General features: G+C 48.3%; 14 protein-coding genes. 9 read left to right on the top strand and 5 right to left on the bottom strand.

Translation table 11 applies throughout. From position 1 onward, the window contains the following. Nucleotides 1-5 precede the first annotated feature (5 nt). The 8 genes from ACZOWY_RS00390 (at nt 6) to tnpA (ending at nt 6,789) form a co-directional block, all read left to right on the top strand. On the top strand, nt 6-1,814 hold the full coding sequence (locus ACZOWY_RS00390; RefSeq protein ID WP_484391392.1) for an ATP-dependent helicase: 1,809 nt from the start codon (nt 6-8) through the stop codon (nt 1,812-1,814). 66 nt (nt 1,815-1,880) lie between these two features. Then, nucleotides 1,881-2,159 carry a hypothetical protein gene (locus ACZOWY_RS00395; RefSeq protein WP_484391393.1) on the top strand — a complete coding sequence of 93 codons (279 nt, stop codon included), beginning with the start codon at nt 1,881-1,883 and terminating at the stop codon, nt 2,157-2,159. Nucleotides 2,160-2,179: 20 nt separating this feature from the next. After that, the gene (locus tag ACZOWY_RS00400; protein ID WP_484391394.1) at nt 2,180-3,016 is read left to right on the top strand and encodes a hypothetical protein; all 837 of its coding nucleotides are present in this window, start codon (nt 2,180-2,182) and stop codon (nt 3,014-3,016) included. Between the two features lie 35 nt (nt 3,017-3,051). Continuing rightward, nucleotides 3,052-3,528, top strand: a complete 477-nt coding sequence (locus ACZOWY_RS00405; protein WP_484391395.1) for a hypothetical protein — start codon at nt 3,052-3,054, stop codon at nt 3,526-3,528. Nucleotides 3,529-3,597: 69 nt separating this feature from the next. After that, nucleotides 3,598-4,623, top strand: a complete 1,026-nt coding sequence (locus ACZOWY_RS00410) for a YqaJ viral recombinase family nuclease (RefSeq protein WP_484391396.1) — start codon at nt 3,598-3,600, stop codon at nt 4,621-4,623. Nucleotides 4,624-4,688: 65 nt separating this feature from the next. Continuing rightward, entirely contained in the window at nt 4,689-5,351 is a 663-nt protein-coding gene (gene radC, locus ACZOWY_RS00415; RefSeq protein ID WP_484391400.1) for a RadC family protein, read from the top strand. Between the two features lie 180 nt (nt 5,352-5,531). Continuing rightward, the gene (locus ACZOWY_RS00420; RefSeq protein ID WP_484391404.1) at nt 5,532-5,969 is read left to right on the top strand and encodes a hypothetical protein; all 438 of its coding nucleotides are present in this window, start codon (nt 5,532-5,534) and stop codon (nt 5,967-5,969) included. Nucleotides 5,970-6,630: 661 nt separating this feature from the next. Then, a complete protein-coding gene (gene tnpA, locus ACZOWY_RS00425; protein WP_484391409.1) occupies nt 6,631-6,789 on the top strand; it encodes an IS66 family insertion sequence element accessory protein TnpA in 159 nt (52 codons plus the stop codon). A gap of 353 nt (nt 6,790-7,142) precedes the next feature. Here the strand turns inward: tnpA and ACZOWY_RS00430 are convergent, their stop codons facing one another. Continuing rightward, a complete protein-coding gene (locus ACZOWY_RS00430; RefSeq protein WP_484391414.1) occupies nt 7,143-7,361 on the bottom strand; it encodes a type II toxin-antitoxin system HicA family toxin in 219 nt (72 codons plus the stop codon). Continuing rightward, nucleotides 7,340-7,777 (bottom strand): hypothetical protein, encoded by a 438-nt coding sequence (locus tag ACZOWY_RS00435; protein WP_484391417.1) that lies wholly within the window; start codon nt 7,775-7,777, stop codon nt 7,340-7,342. The genes ACZOWY_RS00430 and ACZOWY_RS00435 overlap by 22 nt, the downstream gene beginning before the upstream one ends. Nucleotides 7,778-8,037: 260 nt before the next feature. Here ACZOWY_RS00435 and ACZOWY_RS00440 point away from each other — a divergent pair, with 260 nt between their 5' ends. Beyond that, nucleotides 8,038-9,342, top strand: a complete 1,305-nt coding sequence (locus ACZOWY_RS00440; RefSeq protein WP_484391881.1) for an ATP-binding protein — start codon at nt 8,038-8,040, stop codon at nt 9,340-9,342. Nucleotides 9,343-9,483: 141 nt separating this feature from the next. On the opposite strand, the gene ACZOWY_RS00445 is transcribed toward ACZOWY_RS00440, so the two are convergent. From ACZOWY_RS00445 to ACZOWY_RS00455, 3 genes are read right to left on the bottom strand one after another with little or no spacing between them, the layout of a single operon-like run. Continuing rightward, entirely contained in the window at nt 9,484-10,593 is a 1,110-nt protein-coding gene (locus ACZOWY_RS00445) for an ABC transporter ATP-binding protein (protein ID WP_484391421.1), read from the bottom strand. Nucleotides 10,594-10,596: 3 nt separating this feature from the next. Beyond that, nucleotides 10,597-12,321, bottom strand: coding sequence for an ABC transporter permease (locus ACZOWY_RS00450; RefSeq protein ID WP_484391425.1), 1,725 nt, complete (start codon nt 12,319-12,321; stop codon nt 10,597-10,599). Beyond that, on the bottom strand, nt 12,318-13,409 hold the full coding sequence (locus tag ACZOWY_RS00455; RefSeq protein WP_484391429.1) for an ABC transporter ATP-binding protein: 1,092 nt from the start codon (nt 13,407-13,409) through the stop codon (nt 12,318-12,320). The genes ACZOWY_RS00450 and ACZOWY_RS00455 overlap by 4 nt, the downstream gene beginning before the upstream one ends. Between the last annotated feature and the right edge of the window lie 133 nt (nt 13,410-13,542).

A 13,542-nucleotide genomic window follows, 5' to 3' on the forward strand; every position in this document is an offset into this window, starting at 1 on the left:
TGGAAATGGAAGTAAAATTGAACGAAAAACAGTTGAAGGCAGTACAGGGAATCCAGAACAGCAGCCTGATAATTGCTCCGGCAGGGACAGGAAAAACGGCCTGTGTAGCAGAAAAAATTGCTTTTCTTCAGCAGCACTGCAACTATCCCGGCATACTGGCACTGTCATTTACGAAACGGGCTGTTAAGGAGATTGAATCACGTATCCGGGATCATACCCATGTGCGGGTAACCAATCTATGTGCTTTCTTTTTGAGTATTCTCAGGCAGCATGGTTTTAAAAGCTATCAGATCATAACGGACGAAAGGGCCCGGATGACGCTGGCGTCACTTGCTATTGCCGGAACCGGCCTGACAAAGAAGATTGATGAAACAGCTCTGCTGGACGCAATGGATACATGTAAGCTTACCGGTGATGTAAAGAAGGCGGCCGCCGAATATTTCCGCATGCTTAAACAATCCAGGCAACTGGACTTTAATGCTGTCAGCTATTTTGCGCTGTCAATGCTGAAGAACAATCCGGCAATCTGCCGTAAGTACCAGGCAATGTATAAGTATGTGATTGTAGATGAGGCACAGGATCTGAATGAAATTATGTACGGAATCATCCGTCTGCTGTTCCCGGGGAACCGCACAAACGTGGATTTTCTGGGCGATCCGCGCCAGGCGATAATGTCGTGGAGGGGGGCCGTCGGTAATGTACTCGAAAAATTCCAGGAAGACTACAAAGCCGATGTCTATGAATTGGAATTGAACTACAGATCATCCCCGGAAATTATCAGTCTGGCCAATGAGGTGCAGTCGGAATACACGCCGCTTATTGCAACCAGGCCTTCCATGGATCTTCGCCCTGTGTTCCATACGGCTCCTGACCCAGAAGCAGAAGGAGATTTTATCGTACAGGAGATTCGCGGCCTTATTAATAGCGGCGCCCGCCCGAAGGATATTGCTGTTCTCTATCGATCCATGCCAGCAGCTGTAACGGTTTTTGAAAAACTGCTGGATTCAGGGCTGCCCGTGGTCAAGGTCGGTTATTCCTTCTACCGCTGGGGAAACAGTCCATTCCGGGAACTACGGTCATTACTGAATCTGCTGGCAGCCCCGTCCATCCGGGAGTTCCAATATTGCAGCAGACTGTTCGGTATCGACGCTGCCATCATCCGCAACATCGCCCGGCAGCCTGAATTTAAAGAAGCTGGCCTGTCCAATCTTCTTGCGTTCCTAATCCAGAACGACTTTGATCAGGATGATGCAGAAGGAACGCGGGACAAACTGCACAGGCTGACTGAATTGCTGAAGCTGAACGTGAAGACCATACCGTTACGGGAAACAATCTGCCGGGTTTGGGATCTTCTTTTGCGTACTTATTTTGAAGCGGACGATGACAGCATACTGGACAGCTGCCTGTCGGCAACGCAAAAATTTTCAGGGCTGGATGATCTGCTGATCCATATAAGGAAGATGGAAAAGCAGATGGCAGCGATGGCGAAGCTGGTAGCGAAACCGAACAGCAATTATCTCAGTATGGAATCTATACATACCGCAAAAGGCCTGGAGTACCGTTATGTTTTCCTCTGCGGATGTGCTGACGGGATTCTCCCTGATACCAGCCACGAGGAAATCAACCTTACCGAGGAGCGGAATCTGAGCTATACTGCGATCACCCGCGGACGTGAACGAGTTTATATCTCATATGCGGCTCGGTCAGAACGGTCACGGGAGCCGCAAAAGCCTTCCCGGTTTTTCGAGAGATATTTCCAAGGTTATGAAAAAAACACATTCATGGAAGCAACCAGGGTAGCAGAAACAAAATAATCCGGCATGCAGGAAACTGCTGCCGGAAATTTTTTATTATTCAATCAAAGAAAGGAGAAATTGGCAATGACAATCGCAACAATTAAAAAAGAACTGAAAAAAATCATCGAGGAAGAGGTAGTAAAACTGGCGGAGGCGCTTAACGATCCTACCCCGGTCGATCCGTATACCGGGGATGACGTGCTGGAAGGCTATGCACGAGAGCGCTATGGCTACCTCAGTGGGATATGTGACGCAGCTGAAATCGCTGGCGTTCCGTTCAGGGAGATCCAGGCAATAAAAAGCACAGCTGCTGCAAAAGCCAACACTGACTGGTACGCCATTTTAGACCAGATCAAATATTAAATAAAAGGGAGGCATATATTATGAACTTTAGTGAAGCAGTAGAGAAAATTATGAAGATGATCGAATCCGAAAATTTTGGAAATCAGCTGGCCATTGAATGTATCCGGAGGGCACCGGATGACGAGGCACCGCCCTGTTGGTCGTACTCCCTGTTGAACCGAATGCTTGTAGCTTTTGCCGGAAGTCAGGACGTACGGGGTATGAAAACATGGAATAAAATGGGCGCTAAGATTAGGCCCGGAAGCCATGCCGTAAAGATATTGGCGCCGCTGGTAAAAATCAGAACGGTTACAGACCCTGATACCGGAATAGAGGAAAAACGTAGGATTCTTCACGGGTTTAGATGGGTTAATGTGTACCGGTATGAAGATTTGGATAATCCGCCTGAACTGGAAATGCGGGATTATTCCCCAAAAGAAGTCGTTCCCTTTGAAGATGTCTGTCGGAAGATGGGCCTGGATGTCAGGTACAGACCCTTAAACGGATGCTATGGCTACTATAGCCCAGGCAGACACGAAATAGTGTTAGGAGTGAATGAAGGCGCCGGTGCGGTTGTTACTATAACTCACGAGCTCTCGCACCATGCACAGCATCTGCTTAGCATGGAAGGCTCCCGCTCCAACGACGTACTGGAAGCCAGTGCGGAGTTATCTGCCCAGGTGCTTTGCCAAATCTATGGGTTTACAGGAACGGAAGAGCAATCTGTTCAATATGTCAAAGCGTTCCTCCATGTCCGGAAAGCAGAACCGAAGGAAGCCCTGAGGAAGATTGGCGAAATTTTAGCCGACACAGAGGCAATCGTGCGCAAAATCATTTCAGTTAAAGAAACACTGCCTGTTCCTGATATCCAGGACTAGGCTTAATTTTTTTTAAGGAACTGGAGGCGAAAAAAATGGACGAGACTTTTGAAGATCGGCAGAAAAGAGAAAATGAAGAATATTTCAGGAAATGGCTGGCCTGTGGATTTAAGGGCGAGAAGGGCGAGATTCCTGTAAATGAATATGGTTGGTTCGTCCCTGTTTTGCGACTGCATCATCCAGTGGAAACACTGACCGTATTTGATAAAAAGGGCTACAGAGCCAGTATTGAGTTTTGTCAGCTCCCCAACAAAAGATGGGTTGCGGCCTCTGATTTAACATGCCCAATGCACGGATACGGCAGCGCCTGTTCCATATGGGATCCCCAATTCGACACGAAAGAGGAAGCAATCACGGCAGAGTTAGATCGTATTGAGAAAGCATTACAAGATAAAGACCGGAAGCCGTTTGTACTACAGGCTTTACAGGCACAGCGGAATAATTATAAGCAGGTTGAAATTGAGATGGCGTTTGAGCCGATGACGCAGTTTGAACAGGTATCTTTATTTTGATTAAACCATATTAATAACCGGAGCAGTCATACAGACTGTTCCGGATTTTAATTCTAGGGAGGAATAATTATGTTACAAAATTCAACAACGGCAACTATTACAAAACAGAAAACAAAGGAGAAGGCCTGGCGGCCGCTCTTCAGGGTCAAAGAGGCTTCTTTCGAATCTTGGTTAGAATGTCGCACCAGATATATTACGGGTACGGACGCCGGGACGATTGCCGGCGTTAACAAGTATCAGACACCGTATCAGCTCTACATGGAAAAGAAAGGTCTCGTAAAACGTGAACCAGCGACCAGCGCTATGATCTGGGGAAAGCGAATGGAATCAGTAATTCGCCAGGCCTACGTCGAAGAAACTGGCTATGAAGTTAAGGAAATTCCGTATATGCTGGCTTCTACAAAATATCCATGGATGGCCGGGAATTTGGACGGCGCGGTTCGTCTCCCGTCAGGAGAATGGGCTGTGCTGGAAATCAAAAATCTTGGCCCATACACCGGTTCTACAGAGTATGCCAATGGTGACGCAGCCGGCTATGCGAGCCCCAGTCATGTTTTGCAGTGTTATCATTATGCAATCTTGGTGGGCTGTCGCAAGATGGTGCTCTGCGCGTGTATTTCGGGCCAGAAGCTGATCCATCAGATTATAGAATATGATGATGCAACTGCAAACGCGCTAATAGAACTTGAACACGATTTTTATTACAACTATCTGCAGAAAAATATCGCGCCGTCGGTAACTGGACAGGATGCATCCCTTCTTTCAAGCATATATAGTAAACCAGAATCCAAGGAGATTAAGCTGCCAGAAAGTGCGGAAAAACTGGTTGCAGACTATCTGGTAGCCGCTCAGGAAATCAAACGCTGGCAGGAACAGAAAGACCTTGCAGAAGCTCATATCAAGGAAATGATGAAAGATAATGGCGATACAGCCATTGTTGGTAATCAGAGAATCAGTTGGAAGCCGGTGGAAACCAAAAAATTATCTGCCACAATTGCCCGTCGATTCCTTTCCGAAGACCAGGTTGCCCAGTGTACCAGCGTAACGTCCAGCAGAAGGTTCTCCATCAGTACCATCAAAAACAAAGCGAAATAGAACGTTTTATCAAGGCCCGCGCCTAAATGGCCGGGCTATTTTTTATAAAAACAGGAGGAAGAAAAATGAAAGATTATCGTGTAGCAGAAAGTATGAATAATATTTTGGAGGGGAAAACAGAGTATTTAAGTTCAGAAGAACTGTTATCGGTATTCATTGGCTCCAAAGATAAGGCAGAAAAGCTGATTACTCCTGAAATCGATCTATTCAGTGGAGAGACCGGAGAATTAAGCTGCCTGGCCAGGATGGATGTAGACGGGTTGATGTATTTGGGTATGGGAAAAGCTTCTGCAATCAAGCTGGTCGCCGGTCTGGAACTGGCAAAGCGCGCAGCAGCCGCGACTACTACATCAGCAGTGCATATTGCAAGCCCGGGCGACGGATTCCGTTACCTGAAAAAACTCCGATACTGCCCGACTGAAATCTTCGTTGTGGTCTTACTGAATACAAAGAACCGGATTATGAAAACGGTAACCATTGCAAAGGGCTCACTGTCCTCGGCCGTAACACATCCCAGAGAAATTTTTGCGCCGGGGGTAGCTCTTCACGCAGCGGCAATATTGGTAGCTCACAATCACCCATCAGGTGATCCGTACCCCTCCCAAGAAGATCGTAACCTGACGCGTGCGCTGGAAGAAGCTGGCAACGTACTGGGAATCCCATTGTTGGATCATCTTGTAATCGGAGACGACCGTTATTACAGTTTTAAAGAACATGGCGATTTATAAAAAAGGAAAGGTAGGTAAAATACTATGGCACGCATAAATGATATTAAAAATTTAATCCAGGCTCAGGCGGCAGCTGCACAGAAGAATAACGTACCGACGGCATCATACGGGAACAACGCGTTAAAGGTAGCGGAACCGGTCATTCCTCTGCCAACCGCTACGCCCAGCCTTAACCAGAACATGGCATCGGCAACAACGTCCCCGACCGTACAACAGACACAAACTATGCCGGCAAAAGATTTGCAGGAAGAAAAGATTCAAGCTTTACATATGTATATGCGTAAAACTTTCCGTAAAGATTTGGATTATTGCATACTTCCAAATAAGGCAGTAGTACTTCAAAAACCGGGAATTATTAAAGTATTGCGTTTTTTGAATTTGCGCGCCCGGATACAGGTAATCAGTTCAACTTTTGAACCTGAAAAACAGGCTGTCAGTTATGTAGTCAAGGCTTCTCTTATTGACAGCGACGGTCGGGTCGCTTGCGAATCTGCAGGAGCTGGCTGCAGTTCTGAAAACAGATTTTTGAAAGCTGGTGGCATCAATTGCAACAATACAATTTTACAGATTGCCATGCTTAGGGCTGTGCGATCGGCGGTAAAAATGTTTATTTCCTGATACCTATAACGTTGCTTAAAACGTTGCTTATTTTCTAATTCAATATTTTCAATGGTTTTTACCCTGTTAATTCTGTAAACATTTTCCCAAAAATATATGTTTTTAGCTGTTCGTTTTGTAAAATGTGTAAACCATAAACAGGGTAAAAATCTTCGGTTGAAGCTACGAACCAAAAGGTCGGGGGTTCGAATCCCTCCGGGGCCACCAATTAAAAATCAAGACGCCATACAGGTTTTGGGCCTGCATGGCGTTTTTTCTTTTTTGTGCCGATTTTCATCTTGTGATAGTTTTTGTGATAGTTGTGTGATAGTCCTGTTTGTGTAATGTTTAAAAAGATAACCTAAGCCAACGAAATCATCTGTCCTAAAACATAGTAGATCGAATATCCGTGAATCGTTAAAACAGCCCTGCCTCCATAGAAGCAGGGCTGTTTTTAGTAAGGAATGGTATAAATTGGCCGTTCGACTGTTCTCCAGACAAGCCGTTGGAAATCATCGGTCATGTGTTTTTTTCGTAAATAGTCAAACATGTGAGAACCGTACTGTTTTTGCTGTGCGGCAAAGTCATCAATTTCAAGAACCCATGAGAAAATTACCGTAGATATTTTGGAGTAGAGTTTTTGTAGTTTTTAAATTACTCCATGCTGCGAGGTGAACAACTCATGGACATTGTAACAGGAACCAAGATGCGTTTCCGGAAAGAGCAATGGAAGAACTTCATCCGGGACCGTGAAGCCAGCGGGCTTTCCGTGGCAGCCTGGTGCAAACAAAACGGATTTGCGCAAGCGCAAAATAAAATATCGGATTTTCTCATCGGCTGAATTGTGCCATACTTAATGGTGTAAAGCTGCCGATATTTTTGTCTGGCACAACTCGTCGGCTCAACAACAGTCGACAAATTAAACATACCTTTTTGAAAAACTTTCCCAGTTGGATTTCCGAAGCGAGGCCAGCATATTTGAACGATTTCTTCCTTAGGTACCAGAAATACAGGAAAATGGCTAATAAAACTGATGGGAAATTGCCACCGGGCTGATGCCTGGTGGTTTTTTGTTGCCCGTTTTACTATGAACGGGGGATTATTTTGCGCTTACGAAAAATCGGCATCCGTATCCGAATACCGATTCTGATTTAAAGGCTATTGTGTTACAGCCCGTAGTCTTTCCTGTTTTTATCAAATCTTGCTATTAAAATACTCCTGAGTGACCTTCAGCTGTTTTTTCAGTATCTCCTGCCACATATGTGGACGGATTTCTCCGCTGCCCCTGGACACCTTTGTTCGTAACACTGTGCCATCCGGTAATATCTTGCGGTAGTAGTAATGGTCAGTATCCTTATACAGTTCCCAACCGTCCCGCTCGCAAAAGCGTTTCAGCTCTTTCCATCGTGGCATAAGATATCCCTCCGCATTACCTTATCCGGCGTGGTCAAGATCTTAATTACATATGGCAGGTGTGCCCGGCGGTTTGGCGCTACAGACCAATAATCAAACTCGTCATAATAATCACGTGCATACTCTTTCAATGCGATAAGCAGGTTGTCCAGGCATTCTTCCTTGGTATCTCCGTTCTCAACTACGTCCATTTCATCTACGGAGGCAGTATACGACCCGTCCGGTTCCCGATATAAAACAGCATGTAATTTGTAGTTGCTCATAAGTTCTGCAAGCATAATTGTGTTCAACATCGTTATATTGTCATGCGTGCGTTGTACGAACTGCGGCCGTACCCGTACCGTAGCGTCAATCGCGCTGCTCCATTCCTTACGGACTTCAGTAGACGAACGGCTTAATTGTTCCGCTGCAAGCATAATAAACCTCCTAAAATACAATATGTACATTCCGTACATATTGTATCATATTGAAAAAATAAAGTAAACCGTTAACTTAATGAAACGGTTGTTAAGGATAACTAAAGTTTAAATACACCAAGGCTGTAATATTTTCGTCATACCCATTCTTTAATCATTGAGACAAAGTTGATGTGAATTTATTCTAAAACTTGCATTATTTAATGTCATATTATATAATAAAATCACATTAAAATTGAAAAAGGAGCATGGCCATGTTCATGTACCGAAAAATTACCGATTATCTGGAACGTTGGAAATCCGATAAATATAGAAAGCCACTGATTGTTCAGGGTGCCCGCCAGGTTGGGAAGACGTATGCGATTTTGGAGTTCGGGAAAAAGAATTACGATAATGTTGCCTATTTTAATTTCCAGACCAGCTCTTCACTTGCCGCAACGTTTGAAGAGAATCTTAGCCCTTCCTATCTTTTGCCGGTTTTGTCGCATATCAGTGGACAGACCATTACAAAAGGAAATACGCTGATTGTCTTTGACGAAATCCAGCTTTGCGAGCGGGCGGTCACTTCATTGAAATATTTCTGCGAAGAAGCGCCGGAATATCATGTGATTGCTGCCGGGAGTCTCCTTGGCGTTGCAGTCAATCGGAAGAAGTTTGCGTTTCCGGTTGGCAAGGTTGACCGCTATACCATGTATCCCATGGATATGGAAGAGTTCCTGCTGGCTATGGGGGAAACGGAACTCGTAAAGCGGATTCACAGTTGCTTTGCTACGGATACGCCTATGCCTGTGGCGCTGCATGAAGCGGGGCTGCGATTATATCGCAGCTACCTTGCGGTGGGAGGTATGCCGGAGGCTGTGGCGCGATACATAGATACCGGGGATTTTACGCAGGTCCGGCACGTATTGGAAACGATACAGATGGATTATCTGGACGATATGAGCAAATATCAGGAAAGCAGCAACGAGATTAAGAAAACCCGTCTTGCTTATGGGACGGTGGCGGTACAGCTTTCCAAAAAGAATACCCGTTTTCAATATAAAATAATCAAAACCGGCGCAAGGGCGGCAGAGTATGAGAACGCGATTGAATGGCTGGCTTCAGCGAATCTGATCATCAGGATATACAGGGCCGGGCAGATAATGAAACCTTTGGATAATTACAAAGACATTGATGATTTTAAAATCTATCTGTCTGACACGGGACTGCTTTGTGCCCAGAAGGACATCCGGGCAGAAGATATCTTATATATGGAAGAAGAGCTTACAGACTTTAAAGGCGGTATGATTGAGAACTATGTATTGGTCCAGTTGGTCCGTTCCGGGTTCAAGCCATACTTTTGGCGGAACGAAACGGGAACGAAAGAAGTCGATTTTATTATCCATCAGAACGGGAAACTGATTCCAGTGGAGGCGAAACGCAGCGAGCGGGTGAAAGCAGCAAGTCTGAACGATTATGTAAAATGTTATAAACCTAGTTATTCTATCCGGATATCGGAAAAGAATTTCGGCTTTGAGAACAATATTAAATCGGTTCCTTTATATGCTGTTTTTTGTATTCAATAATATGGGGCTCCGATATGTCAGTAAATATAGAAGTCTAAAGAAAAGCCGCAGTCGGGAAATTTAAACCTGACTGCGGCTGATTCTTTTAATGTTTTTAAATTACAGTTTGCTGCTGCGGAAGCCGGATACGGTTGCAAGCACTTACACCAGCTGCCGTTTCGCCCGTTCCGCTTCGGCGCTTTCGTCTTCTTCGGGGTACCACATCACGTGGGTGAAGTCTACATAACATTCTTCCCCTTTGCCGAAGGTGATGCGGTGCGGGGTCTGGATCTTCAGCAGCTGATCCCCGATGGGCACCAGGTATTCGGTGGTATCGGTCAGGAACACGCGGCTGTAGATGTGGGTCTTAAACCCGTGATCCCGGTTCAGGTCGATGGCGTTGGGCCGGGTGGCAACCACCATTTCCCGGTCGGCCTTTTCCGGAATGGTCAGCGGCAGCGGGTTCTGCATGTCACCCCGGGCGTAGACCTGGCCGTGATCCAGCACCACGTGCAGGAAGGTGGATTGACCCAGGAAGTTGTGGACGAAACGGTTGACGGGCTTGTTGTACAGATTGGACGGTGTGTCCACCTGCATGATGTTGCCCATGTCGCAGACCATCATCCGGTCGGAGATGGCCATGGCTTCGCTCTGGTCATGGGTTACGAAGATAACGGTGAAGCCGAATTTGCGCTGCAGGGCCTTTATTTCGAAACGCATGCTTTCCCGCAGTTTGGGGTCCAGGTTGGACAGCGGTTCGTCCAGCAGCATGACCTTGGGGTTGGTGACGATGGCCCGGGCTAAGGCGATACGCTGCTGCTGTCCGCCGGACAGGTCGGAAGGATACACGTCTTCCATGTTGTCCAGGCTGGTGTGATGCAGCGCTTCCTTTACCCGTTTGCGGATCTCGTCGTGAGGAACCTTTTTAATCTGCAGGGGGAAAGCCACGTTGTCAAAAATATTCATGTGGGGCCAGACGGCGAAAGCCTGGAACACCATGCCCAGTCCCCGCTTTTCGGGAGGAACGTAGAGGTTCTTTTCTTTGATGGAAACCGGCTGGCCGCAGAGGTGGATCTCACCTTCCGACAAGTCTTCGAAGCCCGCGATCATACGAAGGGTCGTGGTCTTGCCGCAGCCGGAGGGGCCTAAGAACGAGAAGCATTCGCCCTCGTGGATGTTTAGGTTAAAATCGTTTACCGCCGTTACCGTGCCCAGGGTCTTGGTGGTAAAACGTTTGGTTACATGTTTTAAGATAATCTGATCTTCCGCCATGTTTTACACACCCTTTCTGTCTTTGGTAATCTGGGTTACGATAAAGTTGCAGACGATAATGATAAGGATTGCTATGGCAGCCAGCGCGGATGCCTGGGGAATCTGACCGGAGTCACGCAGTGCGAAGATCTGCACGCCCAGGGTACGGGTGTAAGGACCGTACAACAGGATGGACGTGGTCAGCTCGCGCATGGAGGGCAGGAAAATCAGGAAGAAGCCTGCCACCATGGCGGGACGGATCAACGGCAGTGTTACGTCTTTCAGGGATTCCGTATGGGACGCGCCGCAGGCCCTTGCCGCTTCTTCCAGGGAAGGATGCACCTGCTGCAGCGAGGCGGAAGCGCTCTTCATGGAGAAGGACAGGTAACGGGCCATGTAGGCTACCAGGATGATCCAGATGGTGTTGTAGAGGCTGATGCCCCACAGCGCGCCGGACCAGGCCAGGATTACGCCGATGGCCAGTACGGTGCCGGGAATGGAGTACGGAAGTACGGAGAGCATTTCCAGAATTTCTTTCCCTCTGGGTTTGATCTTAATAACAACATACGCCACCATAACGCCCAGGAACATACAGATGACACCGGCGGAGATGGACAGGAACAGGGAATTGCGGATGGAATCCATGGTCGCCTTGCTGGTTGCCAGATTCTGGAAGTTTTCCAGCGTAAAGTTTTCCGGTATAAGCGGCAGGCCATAGGCTTTGACCAGGCCTTCCAGGAAGATCATGACCAGAGGCACCAGTACGATGACGATCAGGGTGATGACCGACAAGAACAGCAGCGGATATTTTGCGCCGCGCAGTTTGATCAGGGTAGGACGCATGCTCTTGCCCTTGATGATGTCGTAGGAACCGGAGCTGAGGACGATCTTCTGCAAAATCAGCGCCATGGCTACGACAAATACCAGCAGGATGGAGAGGGCCGCGCCCTGACGGATGCCTTCGAAACTGCCGCCCGCCCGGTCGATGCAGGCGTAAATTACGGTAGGCAGTGTGTAGATCTGTTTGGAGAAGCCCAGGATGGCCGGAACACCGAAGTGTGCAAGAGAAGAAATCAGGATCAGCAGGGCGCCGGCGGAAATGGCCGGGGTTACCAGCGGGATCGTGATCTTACGGATAACCGTACCCTGCGAGGCGCCGGCGATACGGGCGGATTCTTCCAGGGTGGGGTCCATGCGTTCCAGCGCGGAAACCACCTGCATGAACACGAAGGGGAAATAGTAGGAAACTTCCACGAAGATGATGCCCCACAGGGAGTTGATGTTCAGCGGGGCGGTTTCAAAACCGAAGGTGTTCATCAGCCAGGTGTTCACATAGCCGCCGCGTCCGGACAGCAGCATATCCCAGGCCATGGCCCCGAAGAAAGGCGGGAACATGTAAGGGATCATGAACAGGGCCCGCATGAGGCCTTTGCAGGGGATGTCGCTACGGCCCAGCAGCCAGGCGTAGAACAGGCCCACGATGGTGCCGAAGACGGTCACAGCAACGCCGATGATGACGGTGTTGGTCATGGCCTCCACATTATCTTTGCTGAACACGACGGTCTGGAACATTTCAATGTCGAACCGTCCTTCAAAGAAGAACGCATTGTACACGATCATGAAGATGGGGATGAATACGATGACGAACAGCAGGACAAAGCTGACCAGGGTCATGGCCTTATCCAGTCCGAAGGTTGCGCCGTCCAGAGCAGCCAAGTCTGACGGTTTGCGTGATTTGCCGATATTCATGCGTTGCCTCCTTTCTGCTCTTTAGCCGGATAATAACGGGGCTGCAGAAAACGCAGGCCGACTTCCTGTCCTTCCTTCACTTCGCCGTGCTGGATTACGTCCAGGGCGTTTTGCTGTACCCGCAGGTCCCGGTTGCCCAACTGGATAAAGTAGTTGTACTCGCTGCCCAGAAAGACAGAACTGCGGACTTTCGCGCGGATGGGGGACGTGTTGTCGAAGGCGATATCGTTGGAACGTACGCCCATTTCCATTTTCTGCCCGCCGGCGAAAATGTCCATGGGGCAGTCATCCAGCGGATACTTTTCGCCTACGTCGATATAGGCGCGGCCGTTCTGCTGCACCAGGGAAAGGAAATTGGACACGCCGATAAACTCAAAGACAAAACGGTTAGCGGGACGCAGGATGATATCCTCGTCGGCGCCCAGCTGGCAAAGATTGCCTTCGTAATCCATGATCGCCATTCTGTCGCAGAGCTGCAACGCCGCTTCCTGGTCGTGGGTGATGTACAGGATGGTGGTGCCGATATCGTGCTGGATCACCCGGATCTCCTGCAGCATTTCTTCCCGGAGTTTGGCGTCCAGGTTGGTGATGGGTTCGTCCATGACGATAACTTCGTCGCTGCTTACCAGCGCACGGGCGATGGCCACGCGCTGCTGCTGCCCGCCGGAAAGCTGGCTGGGCAGATGATTTTCATATCCTACCATGCGGACTTGTTCCAGGGCATGTTTGGCCCGGCGGGCCATTTCGTCCCGGTTCATCCGCATCTTCTTCATAGGATACAGAATATTTTCCAAAACGGTCAGATGGGGCCAGACTGCGTAATCCTGGAACACCACGCCGATGTGGCGGCGTTCGGGGGGCACGTCGATCCGGTCTTTGGCGCTGAACACGCAGCGGTCACCTACATAGATGGCGCCTGTCTCGGGTTTGATAAACCCCAGCAGGCAGCGCACCAGGGTGGTCTTGCCGCAGCCGGAAGGACCTACCAGGCACATAATCTGGCTTTCTTCCACGGTGAGGGAAAAATTTTTCAGGATGCATTTATCCCCGTAGTGGAACGTGATGTTTTCAAAACGGACATCAGCCATAGGTCTTCCTCCTGATGGTGAAATAGAAAAATGGTGAAGGCAGGTTATCCCCTGTCTTCACCATGAGGTTTCAGGAGACACTTGTTAGATCAGTGCTTCCTTAGAATCGGAAAGGCGTCAACTAAATTGCTGC

The sequence above is a fragment of the Succiniclasticum sp. genome (assembly GCF_056977735.1).

What these genes read in the sequence shown, in the direction of transcription:
- ACZOWY_RS00410 (WP_484391396.1), top strand. Translation starts at nt 3,598, where the DNA reads ATGTTACAAAATTCAACAACGGCAACTATTACAAAACAGAAAACAAAG.
- radC (WP_484391400.1), top strand. Translation starts at nt 4,689, where the DNA reads ATGAAAGATTATCGTGTAGCAGAAAGTATGAATAATATTTTGGAGGGG.
- tnpA (WP_484391409.1), top strand. Translation starts at nt 6,631, where the DNA reads ATGGACATTGTAACAGGAACCAAGATGCGTTTCCGGAAAGAGCAATGG.
- ACZOWY_RS00400 (WP_484391394.1), top strand. Translation starts at nt 2,180, where the DNA reads ATGAACTTTAGTGAAGCAGTAGAGAAAATTATGAAGATGATCGAATCC.
- ACZOWY_RS00440 (WP_484391881.1), top strand. Translation starts at nt 8,038, where the DNA reads ATGTACCGAAAAATTACCGATTATCTGGAACGTTGGAAATCCGATAAA.
- ACZOWY_RS00390 (WP_484391392.1), top strand. Translation starts at nt 6, where the DNA reads ATGGAAGTAAAATTGAACGAAAAACAGTTGAAGGCAGTACAGGGAATC.
- ACZOWY_RS00455 (WP_484391429.1), bottom strand. Translation starts at nt 13,409, where the DNA reads ATGGCTGATGTCCGTTTTGAAAACATCACGTTCCACTACGGGGATAAA.
- ACZOWY_RS00395 (WP_484391393.1), top strand. Translation starts at nt 1,881, where the DNA reads ATGACAATCGCAACAATTAAAAAAGAACTGAAAAAAATCATCGAGGAA.
- ACZOWY_RS00445 (WP_484391421.1), bottom strand. Translation starts at nt 10,593, where the DNA reads ATGGCGGAAGATCAGATTATCTTAAAACATGTAACCAAACGTTTTACC.
- ACZOWY_RS00435 (WP_484391417.1), bottom strand. Translation starts at nt 7,777, where the DNA reads ATGCTTGCAGCGGAACAATTAAGCCGTTCGTCTACTGAAGTCCGTAAG.
- ACZOWY_RS00450 (WP_484391425.1), bottom strand. Translation starts at nt 12,321, where the DNA reads ATGAATATCGGCAAATCACGCAAACCGTCAGACTTGGCTGCTCTGGAC.
- ACZOWY_RS00420 (WP_484391404.1), top strand. Translation starts at nt 5,532, where the DNA reads ATGGCATCGGCAACAACGTCCCCGACCGTACAACAGACACAAACTATG.
- ACZOWY_RS00405 (WP_484391395.1), top strand. Translation starts at nt 3,052, where the DNA reads ATGGACGAGACTTTTGAAGATCGGCAGAAAAGAGAAAATGAAGAATAT.
- ACZOWY_RS00430 (WP_484391414.1), bottom strand. Translation starts at nt 7,361, where the DNA reads ATGCCACGATGGAAAGAGCTGAAACGCTTTTGCGAGCGGGACGGTTGG.